Here is a 16,982-nt window from a genome sequence, read left to right on the forward strand (position 1 = left end):
GTTATAGACGTGTTTCCGCCCATTCTGTGCGCAGTGTGAGCGGTATCGGGCAAGCGTGAGGATTCAGCTTGGTTTAACTGTTTCTAAATCCAGCCATTATCATATAAACCGGCATGGCACTCATTGTGCTGATATCAAGGCTAAAAGTTCCAGCACCGGTATCCAGTGCCAGTCTCAGATTAGTGGAAACACCCGTTGCGGAATGCGGTAAAACGACCAGACACTCCGGTTACAACCATACCGAAAGATTAGTTCAGCACTTGGAGGAAGGATGCAGGTCTTCAATGGTGGGACAGGAGTCCGCGGCCCGGGACAGAACCAGGATGAAGTCGAGGGGCAGATGGAAAAATTCCTGACCTTCCGCTTGGCCGAGGAGCATTATGGCTTGGAAATATTACAGGTCAAAGAAATTATCGGAATACTGAAAATCACCCGTGTCCCACGCACTCCGGGATACATCCGGGGGGTGATCAACCTGCGGGGCAAGGTGTTGCCCGTGATGGACCTCCGCTTGCGTTTCGGCATGGGAGCGATCGAAGAGACGGAGGAGACCTGTATCATCGTGGTGGACGCCACCGGCGCCGGCAACGTGCTGATGGGGCTGCTGGTGGACAGCGTTTCCGAGGTGCTCGACATCGCCTCCAGCGATATAGAGGATGCGCAGGATCTGGGAGAGAATGTAAAGACCGAATTCATCCGTGGCGTGGGGAAAGCCCGCGAAAAAGTTATCCTGTTGCTTGACATCCAGGCGGTCCTGGATTCCGAGGACAGGGACAAAGCCGCCGAGGATGACTGATAGAACGCTCTGACCGTTCCGGTCCCTGTCGCAGCAAGGACGGACTTATGAGGATATCGACGGTTAAAATGGTACGGAGGGAAGAATGAAATTCAGATCGATCAAAACACGGCTCATCATGCTTACCGGACTGTGTATGATCGTGGCTGCGGCGGTGATGACCGGTTCGATGGTCTATTCGGTGCGAAAGACCTCGGTCAAGGCCGCCCGCGGTGAGAGTATTTCGCTGGCCCGAGGCAACGCGGCCAAAATCAAGGCCGAGATCGAATCGGCGTTGGATGCCTCGCGCACGCTGGCGCAGATGCTTTCCTCGGTTAAGGATGCCCAGAACGCCCTGCAGCTCAACCGTCAGGACGCCGCGGTGATGCTCAAGCGCGTGCTTCAGGAAAACCCCAAGCTGATCCGTATCTATACGGTCTGGGAGCCGGACGCGTTCGACGGGAAGGACTCGAATTTCGCCGGCAAGGGCGGCTTCGATCCGAGCGGCCGGTTTGTGGTCTGCTGGGAGCGCGACGCCCAGGGCGAGGTGGTGCGCGTGCCCCTGACCACTTACGCCGAGGATGGCAAGAACGCCTATTACACCAAGCCGCAGGAATCCATCCAGGACTGTGTTCTCGAACCGTTCCGCGCCTCAGACGCGGCCGACGCCCCGTACCTGACCTCTCTGGTCTCCCCGATCCAGACCGATGGCGAGTTTCACGGGATAGTCGGGGTGGACCTCAGCCTGGAGCCGTTTCAGGAGATGGCGGACGAGCTGGACATTTATGACGGGACCGGGCGGCTGGTGCTGATCAGCCACGAGGGAGTCCTGGCCGCGGTGACCGGCAACCGCGAGCTGCGCGGCATGACCATGGGGTCGTTTTACAAGACCTCCGGCATGGAGGACAAGCTGGCCGTGATCCAGGACGGCTCGGAGATCGCAATCAGCCAGGAGGGCCAGCTCGAGATTTACGCCCCGGTGCAGATCGGCGAGACTGAAAGCCCCTGGGCGGCCAGCATCGTGGTGCCGCTTAACAAGATCACGGTCGAGGCCACCCGCCTGATGTGGGAGCAGATCCTCATCTCCCTGGTCATGCTGATCATCGCCATGGCCGCGCTCTGGTACATCGCGCGCAAGATCGCCAACCCGCTGGTGCATATCGCCGACGGGGCCAAGCTGCTGGCCCTGGGCGACACCGAGATGGAGGGAGTCGACCGCGCCGAGATGCAGCGGATCAACAACCGCCCGGATGAGCTGGGCGAGATCGGGCGGGCGTTCCAGGGCCTGATCGAGGCGCAGAAAGCCAAGGTGGATTACGCCGAGCACATCGCCTGCGGCGACATGGCGATCCGGATCAAGGCCGCCTCGGAGAAGGACGTGCTGGGCAACAGCATGATCGAGATGATCAAGAGCCTGAAGAACATGAACCAGGAAGTGGGCCAGCTGATCAAGGCGGCGGTGGACGGGCAGCTCGACATCCGGGCGGATGTAACCAAGCACAAGGGCGAGTACGCCGAAATAGTCAAGGGCATCAACGACCTGCTCGACTCCGTGGTCGACCCGATCAACAGCGCGGCCGACGTGCTGGAAACCGCCGCGGCCAAGGACCTGACCAAGCGGGTGAGCGGCAACTACAAGGGCCGTTTCTCCGAGCTGATGGAAAACATCAACACCACGGTCGAATCGCTGAATTCGGCCCTCAAGCAGGTGGCAGACACCGTGGAGGCGGTCAGCCTGGCCAGCGGCGAGATCAACGCCGGCAGCCGCACCCTGGCCGAGGGCGCCAACGAGCAGGCCAGCGCCCTGGAACAGGTCTCCTCCAGCCTGGAGCAGATGTCCTCCATGACCACTCAGAACTCGGACAATGCCGACCAGGCCAAGGCGCTTTCCACCGCCGCGCGCGAGCTGGCGCAGAAAGGCAAGGTGGAGATGGAGCGCATGATCGAGGCGATCAAACGGATCAAGACCTCCTCCAGCCAGACCGCCAAGATCGTGAAGACGATCGACGAGATCGCGTTCCAGACCAACCTTCTGGCCCTGAACGCCGCGGTCGAGGCGGCCCGTGCCGGAGATGCCGGCAAGGGCTTCGCCGTGGTGGCCGAGGAGGTCCGCTCCCTGGCGCAGCGCAGCGCCGAGGCGGCCCGCAACACCTCCGGGATGATCGAGGAAGCGGTCAAGAACGCCGAGGGCGGAGTGATCATCACCGAAAAGGTGGCCGAAATCCTGAACGAGATCGTGGACAGCTCCAACCACGTGAACGACTTGGTGGCCGAAATCGCCGCCTCGGCCCAGGAGCAGGCCCAGGGGATCGAGCAGATCAACAACGGGGTGGCCCAGATGGACAGCGTCACCCAGAGCAACGCCTCGAATTCGGAGGAGTCGGCGGCCTCCTCCGAGGAACTGAAAAACCGCGCCGAGCTGCTCCGGACCATGATCTCCGAGTTCAGGCTGTCCGAGGAGGAGGAGGAGGAACCTCAGCCGGTCACGGTGTTGAAAAAATTCGAGAAACCAAAGGTCGCCGAGCCGTTGAGAAAAGTGTCCCCGGCACCCTCAAACCCGTCGCGCGAGCAGGTGATCAAGTCCTCGCTGCAGAAAACCGTCCCGCCCGTGAAACCTCCGGTCCGGGACAAATCGGCCGGGGACGGAAACGGTGGGAAAAGGCCCAACCCGGAAAAACTGATCCCGCTGGATGAGAACGATTTCAAGGATTTCTGATTCGATGGGATTGGGAAGGAAAAACGTAGGGCCACAGGGATGTGGCCCTTTTCATTTTCCGGCCGACTGTTCGGGGATTCAGCCCAGGGTCAGGTGCAGCGAGCTTTCGGCCCGGAATGCGTGCCAGTGCATGTTCCAGCGCAGGAACTTGCCGTGGGCCAGCTCGAGATAGATTCTCGCCGTCTCGGGGCTGCCGCTCAACGCCAGGGCATGACCCAGGGCGTGCAGCGCGGTGACCCAGCCGGACAGCACGCCCAGATTTTCGAACATGGCCAGGCATGCGTGCAGCGGCTCGATGTTGCGGCCGGCCAGGCGGCTGTCGGACTGCATCTCGATCCAGGCGCGCCAGAGACGGACCTGGGCCAGGTTGATCCCGAGATGTGCTCCGGCAGCGGTCTGTTCGGCCAGCTCGGCGGTTTTCAACGCGGTCTGGTTGTCGCCCTGCGCGGCCTGTGCCTCGGCCAGGGCGATCAGGGACTCGGACAGGCCGACCGCGTCCCCGGTCTTGTGCGCCACCCGGATGGCGCGGCTGATTTCCTGGACGGCTTTCTGGATGTTCCCGGCATGGACGAGAGAGCGTCCCCAGAGCCAGAGCGGATAGCAGCTCTGCTGCCCCTTGTGTGCGTACATGGCGGCCCGGGCGCATTCGTGGGCCAGGCGTTCGCATTCGCTCCACTCACCCTGGAACATCCGCGCCTCGGCGAACAGGATCAGGCTTTCGGACAGCATGGCCGGATCGTTCCAGGAGCGGGTGGCCTGCACCGCCTTTTCGAAAGTCAGCGCGGCCTCCTCCCAACGGCAGGTGTTCTGGGCGAAACGAAAAGCCCAGAGGGTGTGGTGGCGGTTGAAATATTTCTCATCCTCCAGGCACAGCTCTCCGCGCGCGGCGGCCAGTTCCGCCAGGTCCAGGGCCTGGCGCTGGAAAGCCAGCGCACCCCGCTGGTCATCCGCCCAGTAGCAGGCCTTGGCCAGAAGGATGAGTCCCTGGGCCTGGATCCTGAAATCCGCCGACTTGGCGGTAAGCTCCTGGAAGCGACGGGCGCTTTCGAGGGCGCAATCGCGCCGGCCTGTCGCGGTGTAGAGGGCGTACAGACGCCGCCGCAGCGCAGCCTCACGGTCGGGGTTGGTCGCGCTCGCGGCCGCCTCCTCGATCTGGGCCGCCATGGCGCCGGCCAGTGCCAGCATCGGTTTGCGCGGCGGACGGCCACGCAGTGTGAGCGCGGTTTCGAGCATGCTCAACGCGCTGTCCACTGCCTCCGGCCCCTGACGGCCCGATTTCAGAGTCCTGATCGCCTCATCCATTTTTTGTCCCAGAACTGCGCTTTTTCGTGTCGTCATCCTGACTCTCCATCTTCTGGCTTTTGCTGGACTCACTCAACAGATAGCGGTTTTCGCGCAGTTTGCCCTCGCTCCGATCCGGGGCGGAGCGATTAACCGAGGCCGGATTCGTTTGTTTGGTCTATTCCTCCCGGTATCACAGGTTGTGCGATCCGAATACAGTATTCCGAAAGATTCCGAACCTGCCACGAAAGAGATTATCAAGATATAACTTTCCCTGTCGAAAGCAAGGCGGGCGGCGGGTTTCGATTGCAGGCCGATGCCGAGGGGCGGGGACTTGCGCGGGCTGATCGGGATGGGCATATTGAAAATGGCCGCTGGCTGAATGCCAGAATTCGGCGATTTCCGGTTGTGATATCCTACTCGGGCAAAAACAGAAGAATTGTCACAATAATTCAGATTTTTATGTCTTATCTGCGGACGGGTGGTGGAGTGGTCGAGCGCGGTTCAGCCCGGGAGGCGAGTGGGTTCGGGGTGAAGCCTCAAGCCTGGGCTCGGACGGAGCCTTGCGCGCGATTTGAAGCACACGCGTGCGAAACCGAGCATAGGAGCAGTCAGCAGGGAGGGGCCGGTTGTCGTAATTTCAAAAGCGGCAGGTAGTTCTTTTCTCCGGTCGTTTGGGCACGCGATATGCATTTGCCGGAACAGAATAATAATCTGTGATAGAGTATCCGACCCCGCCGGGTATGGAGGCTCGTCCGGCAGCCTCCGTCGGGCCGGCCAATAAAGTCGGCCCGACGGGTGTTGCAGACCTCGAGGAGAAAATGCGAATTTTGCTTGTGGAAGACGACAACGGAGTAAGAAATATTCTGGCTAAGTTTCTGGTAGAGGAAAAGCACGCGGTAAAGTTGGCGGTAAACGGCCGGGAAGGCCTTAAGCTGGTCGAGGAATTCGAGCCGGAACTGGTGCTGTCAGATATCAAGATGCCCGAGTTGAACGGCCTGGAGTTGCTGGAGGCGGTGCGGGCATACTCCAGCGTCCCTTTTGTCATGGTGACCGGCTACGCGGACACGGATGTCGCAGTGCGGGCCCTGAGGGCCGGGGCATGGTATTTCATCCTCAAGCCGGTCAATTTTTTCGAGCTGAAAAGCATTCTGGACCGGGTTCAGGAGCGTCTCGACCTGGAGCGGGCCCTGACTCTCGAACGCGCCCGCTCCCTCGATTATTTCAGCCATGAGGAGCTCACGGCCCTGCTGGCCGGCATAGCCAGCGAAGCGGCCGAGCCGCTGCAGAAGATCCACCGGAGCCTGGGTCCGCTGGGAGAAAGTCTGGTCCGCCTGAGCAAGGGCCTGGCGGCGTTGCCCGAGGCGGGCGCCGGTCTGCGGATGCTGCTTGAGGATTCGCTGGAACGCCTTGGGAAACTGGAGGTTGACTTTCAGGACGGCCGTTTCTGTTCTGAGAGTCTGGGTGGAGTGATCGACATTCTGGCCGAGAGTTCGGCTTGTAACAGCGCCAGGGACGAGTTCCCGCTGGATGAGGCCCTGCGCAGCGCGTTCGGCTTGCTCGATTCGCCTCCGGAGACGCATGTTTTCGTCTCGATCGAGCACGATATTGTCCTGTCCGCGGACCGGGAAAGGTTCGTGCGCACGGTGGCGCGCCTGATGCGGGCCGCGCTCGTAGCGGAGCTGTCCGGGACGGTGAAATCGCTGGACATCTCGGCACACCGTGAGAACGGCGAACTCTGCCTGCTGGTGGCGGGCGCCACGAGCCAGAACGCAGTGCGGTCGCGCATCGCGCCCGCTGATACCTCCCGCACGACCGAGGATGTGCCCGATTCGCTCGATTTCATGGTCCTCAGCGGGGCGGTGAAAGCTCTGGGGGGAAGGTTGAAACGGAGGTGTCTTGATTCCGGCGGGACGATCTTCACCATGCACATGTCGCTGCCGGCTGTGGCTGTCTCCGGCGTCTACCGGTCTCCGGCCGAGAGAAGTCAGGAGGGGGGCATGCGGATGACACGCCGTATCGTCGGTGACCGGTTCTGATTGAAGGGCTCGGACTGAACTAAAGGTGGGCGGTTGAAAAGCCGCCGCGAACCATACAAGCTGTCGAGTGTACGGGAGGGTTAGATGGCCAAGCAAGACCTGGCGAAGCTGGTCGAGGCTCTGGCCGCTGAAGTGGTGATGGCGGACCCGGAGGATCTGCAGTCGGTTAAAAGAGTCATCGAGCTGCTTAAAAAGATCGATACCGAGGTCAAGGATGATCTGGCCCGGGTGTTCAAACCTGCAGTGGCGAAATCGGTGGACCTGGCCGAGGAAATGATAATCATGGAGCCGGCGGCCGCGGCAGAGTCCATGAAAGCCATCAGCCAGGCAGTCAAGGCTTTCCAGGCCGGATTGACCGAGGGACCCCAGGCGGTGGCCCCTCTGCTGCCGCCACAGATGTCCGGCGCCAAGGAGCCCACGGGAGCCGAAAAACTCCAGTCGGCCATAGTCGATGACAAGATTCTGTCCGATTTCCTCTCCTCCCAGGCTACCTCGCTGCAGGAGCTGGAGGAACAGATACTGGCCTCGGAGAAAGAGCAGTTTTCCGGCAAGAGTTCCTCGGAGCTGAAACGCCGCCTGCACACCCTCAAGGGTGAGGCCGGCATGCTGGGCCTGAACGATATCCAGCAGGTCTGCCACGAGACGGAAAGCTATCTGGAAAACGGGCCGGCCGATAATAAGACCGACAACCTCCTGCTGGTCAAGGATTGGTTGGCGCAGAGCTTCACTTTCCTGTCGGGCGAGGGCCAGTCCGCCGCCCCGATGGGCGACATCCTGAACATACTGCGCGGATCCGGCTCTGCGGCGGCGGAGACCAAGGCTGCGCCGTTAGAGAAAGCCGGGGAGGCCCCTGAGGCCGAGGCCGCACCCGCTCCGGTCGAGGAACCGGCACAGCCGGCCGGGCGCATGCTCAACATTCCCTCCGGGGATGAGAGCCTGGTGGTGGATTTTATCCAGGAGGCCAACAGCCACCTGGACAACGCGGATGTGCAGCTTCTGACCCTGGAGAGCAATCCCGAGGAGAAGGAATCGCTCAATTCGGTGTTCCGCTCTTTCCACACGATCAAGGGCGTGGCGGGGTTCCTGGACCTGATTGAGATCAAGGAGCTGGCCCACGTGTCCGAGGACCTTCTGGACCGGGCGCGCAAAGGGAATATCCTGCTCACCGGAACGGTGATGGACGCGGTGTTCGAGTCGGTCGACACTCTGCGTTCGCTGGTGCGGGATGTGGAAGGGGCGCTTTCCACCGGTGATCCGCTGCAGAGCAACCCCTCGCTGGCCACGCTGATCGAAACTCTGCGTGACATTCTGGCCGGACGCCAGACCCTGCCCGCCGCCGGCCGTCAGATCAAGGCCGAACCCAACAAGCGTCTGGGTGAAATCCTGATCGACAGCGGCGTGGTGCAGGCCGATACGCTCAACAGGGTGCTGGCCGAGAGAGACGGGAAAACCCCTCTGGGCGAGGTGCTGGTCAAAAAAGTCGGTGTGCCGGCCATGGAAGTGGCCCATGCCCTGCGCGCCCAGAACGAGGCCAGAAAGACAGGTGATCCGCAGCAGGCCGCGGTGCAGGTCAAGGAGACGGTGAAGATCGACACCGAGCGCCTGGATAAGCTGCTCGACGCCATCGGCGAGTTGGTGATCGCCGAGTCGATGGTGACCCAGAACCAGGAACTGCTGCAGGACGCCTCGCCGGAGGTGGCCCGGAACATGAACCACTTGAGCAAGATCACCCGTGTGGTCCAGGAGTTGGGCATGACCATGCGTATGGTGCCCATCCGTCCCACTTTCCAGAAAATGGCGCGCCTGGTGCGCGACCTGGCCAAGAAAAGCGGCAAAGAGGTGGAGTTTGTCACCGTGGGTGAGGAGACCGAGCTGGACCGCTCGGTAGTCGAGCGGATCGGCGACCCCCTGATCCACATTATCCGCAACTCGGTGGACCACGGGCTGGAGGACAACGCTGAGGACCGCCGCAAACGCGGCAAGCCCGATGTGGGCCATGTCGAGCTGCGGGCGTTCCACCGCGGCGGAAGTATCTATATCGAGGTGCAGGATGACGGCAAGGGTCTCGACCGCGAGGCGATCATCGCCAAGGCCGTCGAGCGCGGCGTGATCCCGGAAGGGGCCGACATGCCGGAGCGGGACGTGTTCAACCTGATTTTCATGCCGGGGTTCTCCACGGCCAAAAAGGTGACGGATGTCTCGGGCCGTGGGGTGGGGATGGACGTGGTGAAGAAGAACATCGAGGCTCTGCGCGGCAGTGTGGAGCTGAGTTCCGAACAGGGCTGCGGCACCACGGTGAGTATGCGTCTGCCGCTGACCCTGGCCATTATCGACGGTTTGATAATTATTGTGGGCGGAGAGCGCTACATCGTTCCCACGCTGTCGGTGGTCGAGTCCCTGCGACCCCGTCCCGAGGACATTCACACCGTGTCAGGACGCGGCGAGCTGCTCAATCTCCGCGGCGAGCTGATCCCGCTGTTCCGGGTCGGACGGCTGTTCAACATCGAGGCTGCCATCGAGGACCCGACCCAGGCCCTTTCCATGATCGTCGAGGACCAGGGACGACGGGTGGCGCTGGTGGTGGATTCGCTGATCGGACAGCAGCAGGTGGTGATCAAGAACCTCGGGCACGCCCTGGGACGAGTCAAGGGCATCTCGGGCGGCGCGGTGATGAGCGACGGCACGGTGGGGCTGATCCTGGATGTCTCCGAGGTGATGCGTATCGCGATGACCAGTCAGGAAAAGAGCCTGCAGGTGGTCGGGGTCTGAGACGGTTCTACGATGAGTCGGCACGGGCAGAGCAACTGCGATTGAGGCAGGGGCAGATGGAGCAGGCAGTCTGGCGGATGGACAGCGGCTACGATCAACGCGTGGTGGACATTGCTGAATACACGGTCTCGGATGATCCGAACGCATTGCTGGTGACTTATTCCCTGGGCTCCTGCCTGGGGCTCGCGGTCCATGACCCGGTGGCCATGCTCGGTGGGCTGATCCATTGCCTTCTGCCGAGGTCCAGCCTCAAGCCGGAGGATGCGGGTGTTTGTCCGGCCAAGTTCGTGGACATCGGGGTGCCGGCCCTGCTGGAGGAGATGTTCTCCCGCGGCGCCAGGAAAGAAAACCTGGTGCTCAAGGTTGCCGGCTGCGGCCAGGTGTTCGATTTCGACACGGTGTTCCATGTGGGCCGGATCAATTACCAGGTCCTGCGCAAATTCCTGAAAAAGAACGGCCTTAGGCTGGCCGCCGAGCATATCGGTGGGATGCTGGCCCGCACCATGCGGCTGTATGTCGGCTCCGGAAAAGTGACAGTGCACGCCGCGGGCCAGTTGATAACTCTTTGACTAATTTCCATTCGGGGGAGCCGGATGAACACCAGCGCCGATGACCGCGAGATACTCAGTCGCAGCCTGATCGATGTGCTCGAGCAGATGGCGTTCATTTTCGCCGATGAGGCGGAGGATGAGCCGAGCTGTCAGCCGCCGGAGGACAGCCTCCTGGCGCGGATGGAATTCAGCGGGGAGAAGAACGGCTGGGTCAGCCTGGCCGCTCCGAGCGACCTGTGCCGCGAGATCGCGGTGAACATACTGGGCGCCTCGGCCGATGACCTCTCGGCCAGCATGATCATGGATGCCCTGCGCGAGGTGCTCAACATGACCTGCGGGCGGTTCCTGACCGAGCGCTTCGGCCTGGAGCCGGTGTTCGACCTGACCGTACCCAAAGTCAGCCGCCTGGATGAGGCGGGCTGGCAGGAGGCCGCCGTCGAGGACTCGATCTGCCTGTGCGCCGAGGATTACCCGCTTTTGGCCAACCTCGAAGTGGAATGATCCGCGACGGTTCCGAACAACTCAAGGCAATTCGGCGGCCGGTCCTGCGCATGAGCTGGGCCGGTTTTGCTTTCGGTGCCCCTTCCCCGGCCGCCCTCTCTTTTGGACGATTTCCCCGCTTTCTTGCTGCTGAATCCTCTTGACAGATTAAGGCTGGCCACACTATTTTAACACTAAACCGATTGATTTAGTGAACAATCAACACGGAGGGCCGGATGCAGATTTCAAGTAAATGCTACTACGCGCTTCGGTCCCTGTACGAGCTGGCCTGGCGCCACGGCGAGACCCGTCCGGTCAGGATATCCCTGATCGCCGCCCGCCAGCAGATACCCCGTCGCTTCCTGGAGGTGATCCTGAGCGAGTTGCGCCAGGGCGGTTTTGTGGAGAGCCGCCGCGGGGTGGAGGGCGGCTATTTCCTGGCGCGCCCGCCCGAGGCGATCACTCTGGGTGAGATAGTCCGGTTCGTGGATGGCGATATCGCCCCGGTCTCCTGTGTCAGCAGCCGGGAGGGGGAGGCCAGTTGTGAGCTCAATTTCCAGTGCCCGTTTCACGATTTCTGGGGCAGCGTGCTCCAGGCGCTTTCGGCGCTTTACGACCACACCAGCCTGGCCGACATTGTCGAGGGCTGGCGGCTCAAGTCCAGCTCGAAAGTGCTTAACTACGATATCTGAAACAACTGTCGCGGGGTTCGGCCGGAGGCGGCGCAAGCCGAAAATGGTTGCAAACCCGGGACAGGACTGTATATTCAATCCCCTGGTTAAACAGCATGAAGGAGGGAAGCTTGTCACGGGTCCGACTGATAGCCCGCCGCCCGTGCGGCGGAGCGATGCGAATCGGGAGGAAGCACCGTGGCGACGGCTTGACCCGTTGATCCGGGCGGCCCGTCAGCCGGGGTGCAGGCTGAGTATATTTATATCCTGATGTCCGCAAGGACTTTTCTCTCGATTCTGGAGGCTCTTCTCATGAGCAGCGATTACATAAAAGGCATCGAATCCATCGCCCTGCATGCCGGGCAATCCGCCGATCCGACCACGGGCAGCCGGGCTGTGCCCATCTACCAGACCACGAGCTACGTGTTCCGCAGCAGCGAGCATGCGGCCAACCTGTTCGCGCTGAAGGAATTCGGCAATATCTACACCCGGATCATGAACCCGACTCAGGATGTACTGGAGCAGCGCGTGGCGGCCCTTGAGGGCGGCACCGCGGCCCTGGCCGTGGCCAGCGGCTCGGCGGCGATCCTTCTGGCCGTGCTCAATATCACCAGCGCCGGACAGAACATCGTCTCCACCAATTTTCTCTACGGCGGCACCTACAACCTGTTCCACTACACGCTGCCGCGGCTGGGGATCGAGGTGCGCTTTGTTGATTCCGCCGACCCGTCCAATTACGCTAAGAAGATCGACAGGAACACCCGTCTGCTGTACGCCGAGTCGATCGGCAACCCTAAGAACAACGTGGCCGACTACGAGGCTATCGCCCGGATCGCCCACGACCACGGCCTCCCGTTCGTGCTGGACAACACGGTCAGCCCGCCGCCCGTGCTGCGGCCGTTCGAGGTGGGGGCGGATGTGGTGGTGCACTCGCTGACCAAGTTTATCGGCGGCCACGGCACCTCGCTGGGCGGGGCCATAGTGGAATCGGGCAAATTCAACTGGAACAACGGCAAGTTCCCCGAGTTGGTGGAGCCCGACCCCAGCTACCACGGGGTGAGCTATTGGAAATTTTTCGGCGACCACGACCAGGCGGTGGTGCGGGGGATCGCCTACATCCTCAAGTCCCGCGTGCAGCTCCTGCGCGATCTGGGTCCGGCGATCAGCCCGTTCAACGCCTGGCTGATCATCCAGGGTGCGGAGACCTTGCCGCTGCGGGTGCGCCAGCACAGCCAGAATGCTATGGCCGTGGCGCGTTTCCTGGAAAAGCACCCGTCCGTGGCCTGGGTGAATTATCCCGGCCTGGAGAGCCACCCCGACCATGCCAACGCCGTGAAATATCTGAAAAACGGTTTCGGGGCGATAATCGGGTTCGGGATCAAGGGCGGCCGCGCGGCCGGGGCGAAGCTGATCGACGCGGTCAAGCTGTTCTCGCACCTGGCCAACATCGGGGATGCCAAGAGCCTGATAATACACCCGGCCTCGACCACGCACCAGCAGCTCTCGCCGGAGGAGCAGATTTCCACCGGCGTGACCGATGACTTTGTCCGTCTCTCGATCGGCCTGGAGTCGATCGAGGACATTCTGGCCGATCTGGACCAGGCCCTGAAACAGAGCCAGGGAGCCTGAGCATGCCCAACTCTCAGACAGGCCCCGCCTCCGGGCGGGGCCGGTCCGGGACCTCGAAGAAACCCGTTCCCCCCGGACCGGAGAGCCCTGGCTCGGTCGGCTGGGTGAGGCCGCAGCGGCTGCGCATGGTCGAGCCGCCCGAGACTTTCAGCCTGGAGGCCGGGGGTAAGCTCTCGCCAGTGGATGTCGAGTTCGAGACCTACGGCGAGCTGAATGCCGCGCGCGACAACGCGATCCTGATCGTGCACGCCCTGAGCGGGGATGCCCACGTGGCGGGCTGGGACGCCGAGGCTGCGGCGAGCGGCCGCAGATGGCGCGAGCGTAAGCCCGGCTGGTGGGATGAGATGATCGGCCCGGGCAAGCCTCTGGACACGCGGCGCTGGTTTTTCATCTGCTCCAACGTGCTGGGCAGTTGCTACGGCACCACCGGTCCGGCCTCGCTGGATTCCTCCGGAAAACCCTACGGACTGCGGTTCCCACTGGTCACGATCAGCGACTGGGTGCGCCTTCAGGCCCGTCTGCTCGACCGCCTGGGGATCGAGCGCCTGTTCGCCGTGATCGGCGGCTCGCTGGGCGGACAGCAGGCCCTGGAGTGGGCCCTGGCTTTCCCGGAACGGGTGGAGAACGCTCTGGTGCTGGCCTCCAGCGCCCGGCTCAGCCCGCAGGGGCTGGCGTTCAACGCCGTGGCCCGGCACGCGATCCTGACCGACCCCAATTTCCGCGGCGGGGATTACTACAACGGCCCGCCGCCCGAGGCGGGGCTCTCCGCCGCCCGGATGTTAGGCCATATCACCTATCTGAGCGACGAGTCGATGTACAAGAAATTCGGCCGTCGCCTGCAGAACAAGACCAAGCCGGATTTCAGCTTCGGGATCGAGTTCGAGGTGGAAAGCTACCTGGCCTACCAGGGGCGCTCGTTCGTCGAGCGGTTCGACGCCAACAGCTACCTGTACATCACCCGGGCGATGGACTACTATGACGCCGCGCTGCGCTGGGGCGAGGGCAGCCTGGACAAGGCCTGCGCGCGCCTGAAAGGCCGGGTGCTGGTGGTCTCGTTCTCCACCGACTGGCTCTATCCGCCCGCGGAGTGCCGCGAGCTGGCCCTGGCCGTGCTGCGCAACGGACACCCGGTCACCTACGCCATGGTGCCCAGTTCCTACGGCCACGATTCGTTCCTGGTCGAGCACGAAAAGCTTGGCCCGCTGCTGTCCAATTTCCTTTCCGTGCGGTTGTAGCATGAGCGGCGACAAGACAGCGAACAGCCCCAATGCGCATCACGACCGCCTGACCGAGCTGTTGCGGCTCTGGGCCGCGCGCTACTCGCAGCCGGTGGAGAACCTTTCGGCCGCGCGGCTGGTGGAACTGATCGAGCGGTTCCTGCGCGAGGGGGCGAGCCATGGCCCTGCCGCTTCGGGCCTGCCGCAGCGGCGCTGGGACCACGAGAAGATCGAGAGCATCATCGACCCCGGCAGCCGTGTGCTCGACCTGGGCTGCGGCTCGGGCGAGCTGCTCGAAAGCCTGGTCTGTGGCCGCGGGGCCCGCGCCCAGGGCGTGGAGCTCGACCCGTACAAGGTGGCCGAGTGCGTGCGCCGCGGGGTCTCGGTGTTCCAGACCGATCTGGACCAGGGCCTGGCCGGTTTCCCCGACAATTTCTACGACTACGTGATCCTGGAGGAGACCCTCCAGACCGTGCACCATCCCGTGCAGGTGTTGAGCGAAATGCTGCGGATCGGGCGGCGCGGGATTATCAGCTTCCCCAATTTCGGCTACTGGCGCGTGCGCCTGGAGCTGGGTTTCGGCGGCCGCATGCCCGTGTTCGAAACCCTGCCGTTCTCCTGGGCCGAGACACCCAACATCCACCTGTTCACCATCGATGATTTCCTGGCCTGGACCGCGGAGCACCGGGTGAAACTGATCGAGGGCTACGTGCTCTGCGAGGGCCAGGTGCGCGAGTTGGCCGAGGGCGACAACATGTTCGCCGAGGAAGCGCTGATGGTGGTGCAGAACGGGAACTGAAAGCCTCCTGGTTCATTTGTAACCGGCGGGGCCTGTTTGGTGAAATTCATTCCAGAAAAACAATGATGCGTCTGTATTGACAGAAGGCGGGAATCCCGGTTTATTGAATGCGGGATCCCGCCTTTGTTTTTTGCCGGGGAATACCGGCTCAACCCTCAACCCAGGTGCCATGCGATGCGAAAGCTGACCTTTCTCGCCCTGTCTCTGCTCCTGATCGCCTGCAGCGCCCAGAGCGGCAAAACGCCCTCCGGGGAGCCCGCCCTGAGCCAGACTCCCGGCCCGTTCGAGGTGTTGGACGCCCACGTGCGGCGCAGCATGCTGCTTTCCGGCAACTGCCCGGCCGGGGCGGTGGTGGTGATGCGGGATGACAGCGTGCTGTACGAGAAGTATTTCGGCTTCGAGGGCCGTGCGGCGGATGCAGCGCCGGTGGGCCCGGATTCGCGTTTCCCCTGTTTCTCCGTGTCGAAAGGTTTCTGCGCCGGGCTGCTGCTGTCGCTGGTCACGGACGGCACGGTGGCGCTGGATGACCCGGTGGCCAAATATGTGCCGTATTTCACCGGCAAAGGGCCGGGGGGAAAGTTCCTGCGCGAGCGTGTCACCCTGCGCATGTTAGCCAGCCACAGCGGCGGGGTCTACGGCGAGAGCCGTCCGCCCGCCACCTGGCCCGCGGGCGTTGAGCCGTTCAGCGACATCGTGCTGGAGAGCGAGCCGGGCACGGCCTACCACTACAACGAGCTGGGCATGCGCCTGTTGGGGTTCACCCTGGGCCGGGCCGCGGGCAAGCCCTACGACCAGCTCCTGCGCGAGCGGGTGCTGGAGCCGCTGGGCCTGACTGATGTCGGCTGGCTGCACCAGGGGGATGACCTGACTCATATCGTGGGCACCTGCATGGGCTTTGACTCGATCTATGTCCACTATTCGGATGAGACCTCGCCCGAGCCGTACCCCGGCTCAGGCCTCTACGCCACGGCGCGGGACCTCGCCCGCTACGGCCAGCTCTACCTGGACAAGGGACAGGCCGGGGACAGGCAGCTTTTCGACCCGGCGCTGCTGGACCAGGCCTGGGTCAGCCAGCCGCCCACGCGCGTGCCTGCCGACCCGGAGTACGGCCTTCTGACCTGGCTTTTCCCGTCGGTGGGGGCCGAGGTGTTCTCCGGCGCGGCGCACACGGTCTGCTGTATCCTGCCCGGGGAGAACCTTGTCGTGACCATGTGCCTCGATCAGGCCGGGGACAGCCCGGGCTGGGATTTCGCGGCCGAGAAGCAGAACCTGGCGCGGGTGGGTCAGGCGGTCGATGCACGGCTCAAGCGCCAGGCCGGAGAGAAAGAAGCCAACAAGCACGCCAGGGAGCGCTGAGCATGGTGACAGTGGTAGTGGATGGCTACAACCTGATCCGCCGGACCGAGTCCTTGCGTGTGATCGAGAACGCCTCGGGCCTGGAGGCGGCGCGCCTGGCCCTGGAGACCGCCCTGGCCGGGTACGTGGCCGCGCGCAAGGATGTGCTCGTGACCGTGGTCTATGACAGCGCCCCCGGTCCGCGGGAGAGCCAGTCCGGGGGGCCGCGCGGCGTGCGGGCCGTGTTCAGCCCGGATGCCGACTCGACCGTGGTGGAGCTGGCCCTGGAGGCTGCGGTCAAAGGGAGGCAGGTGCGGGCGGTCAGCTCGGACTGGGCCGGGGTGGTGTCGCAACTGGCAGGGAACAACCGGGTGGAGGTGCTGGGGGCGGATGCGTTCTGGCGCGAGGTGACCCCGGAGAGGGTGGAGCGCTCAGCGAAAAAGAGCGGCGGCAGCGTCAAGCCCGCGGTGGGACGCAGCGAGAAACCGACACATATCAGCCGGTCCGAGGTGGACTACTGGCTGGAGGCATTCGGGTCGAAAGGGGAGGAGGAGGAATGAGGCTGGCTGTGCGTGATGCTACAACCCCCGCCTGCTTCGCAGGCACCCCCTTTGTTAAGGGGGAATTTTGACGGCTCCGCTTTACGGATTTTCCAAAGGCTCGGGCTGAAGGCTTTTAATCCCCCTTAGAAAAGGGGGAAACAGGGGGTTGTAGCAGTTT

The 16,982-nt window shown here is 62.9% G+C and carries 13 protein-coding genes; 12 read left to right on the forward strand and 1 reads right to left on the reverse strand.

Going from position 1 to position 16,982, the window contains the following annotated elements:
- Positions 1-271: 271 nt before the first annotated feature.
- Both LLH00_10750 and LLH00_10755 read left to right on the forward strand, forming a co-directional pair.
- Positions 272-796, forward strand: a complete 525-nt coding sequence (locus LLH00_10750; protein ID MCE5271747.1) for a chemotaxis protein CheW — start codon at positions 272-274, stop codon at positions 794-796.
- A gap of 85 nt (positions 797-881) precedes the next feature.
- Positions 882-3,491 carry a methyl-accepting chemotaxis protein gene (locus tag LLH00_10755; protein MCE5271748.1) on the forward strand — a complete coding sequence of 870 codons (2,610 nt, stop codon included), beginning with the start codon at positions 882-884 and terminating at the stop codon, positions 3,489-3,491.
- A gap of 78 nt (positions 3,492-3,569) precedes the next feature.
- Here the strand turns inward: LLH00_10755 and LLH00_10760 are convergent, their stop codons facing one another.
- Positions 3,570-4,829, reverse strand: a complete 1,260-nt coding sequence (locus LLH00_10760) for a hypothetical protein (protein MCE5271749.1) — start codon at positions 4,827-4,829, stop codon at positions 3,570-3,572.
- Between the two features lie 764 nt (positions 4,830-5,593).
- Between LLH00_10760 and LLH00_10765 the strand changes: the two genes are divergently transcribed.
- From LLH00_10765 to LLH00_10810, 10 genes are all read left to right on the forward strand, one after another.
- Positions 5,594-6,811, forward strand: a complete 1,218-nt coding sequence (locus LLH00_10765; protein MCE5271750.1) for a response regulator — start codon at positions 5,594-5,596, stop codon at positions 6,809-6,811.
- Between the two features lie 84 nt (positions 6,812-6,895).
- Positions 6,896-9,580, forward strand: coding sequence for a chemotaxis protein CheA (locus tag LLH00_10770; protein ID MCE5271751.1), 2,685 nt, complete (start codon positions 6,896-6,898; stop codon positions 9,578-9,580).
- Positions 9,581-9,636: 56 nt separating this feature from the next.
- Positions 9,637-10,149: a chemotaxis protein CheD gene (locus tag LLH00_10775; protein MCE5271752.1), complete on the forward strand. Its 513-nt coding sequence runs from the start codon at positions 9,637-9,639 to the stop codon at positions 10,147-10,149.
- A 24-nt stretch (positions 10,150-10,173) separates the two neighbouring features.
- Positions 10,174-10,632, forward strand: coding sequence for a chemotaxis protein CheX (locus LLH00_10780; GenBank protein MCE5271753.1), 459 nt, complete (start codon positions 10,174-10,176; stop codon positions 10,630-10,632).
- A 215-nt stretch (positions 10,633-10,847) separates the two neighbouring features.
- Entirely contained in the window at positions 10,848-11,303 is a 456-nt protein-coding gene (locus LLH00_10785) for an Rrf2 family transcriptional regulator (GenBank protein MCE5271754.1), read from the forward strand.
- Between the two features lie 291 nt (positions 11,304-11,594).
- Complete coding sequence (locus LLH00_10790) at positions 11,595-12,911, forward strand: O-acetylhomoserine aminocarboxypropyltransferase/cysteine synthase (GenBank protein MCE5271755.1); 1,317 nt, start codon at positions 11,595-11,597, stop codon at positions 12,909-12,911.
- A 2-nt stretch (positions 12,912-12,913) separates the two neighbouring features.
- Positions 12,914-14,146 (forward strand): homoserine O-acetyltransferase, encoded by a 1,233-nt coding sequence (locus tag LLH00_10795; GenBank protein ID MCE5271756.1) that lies wholly within the window; start codon positions 12,914-12,916, stop codon positions 14,144-14,146.
- A 1-nt stretch (position 14,147) separates the two neighbouring features.
- Positions 14,148-14,927 (forward strand): methionine biosynthesis protein MetW, encoded by a 780-nt coding sequence (metW, locus tag LLH00_10800; protein ID MCE5271757.1) that lies wholly within the window; start codon positions 14,148-14,150, stop codon positions 14,925-14,927.
- Between the two features lie 174 nt (positions 14,928-15,101).
- Complete coding sequence (locus LLH00_10805) at positions 15,102-16,283, forward strand: beta-lactamase family protein (protein MCE5271758.1); 1,182 nt, start codon at positions 15,102-15,104, stop codon at positions 16,281-16,283.
- Between the two features lie 2 nt (positions 16,284-16,285).
- A complete protein-coding gene (locus tag LLH00_10810; GenBank protein MCE5271759.1) occupies positions 16,286-16,822 on the forward strand; it encodes an NYN domain-containing protein in 537 nt (178 codons plus the stop codon).
- The last annotated feature ends 160 nt before the right edge of the window (positions 16,823-16,982 follow it).

This window comes from bacterium (genome assembly GCA_021372515.1).
GTDB lineage: Bacteria > Gemmatimonadota > Glassbacteria > GWA2-58-10 > GWA2-58-10 > JAJFUG01.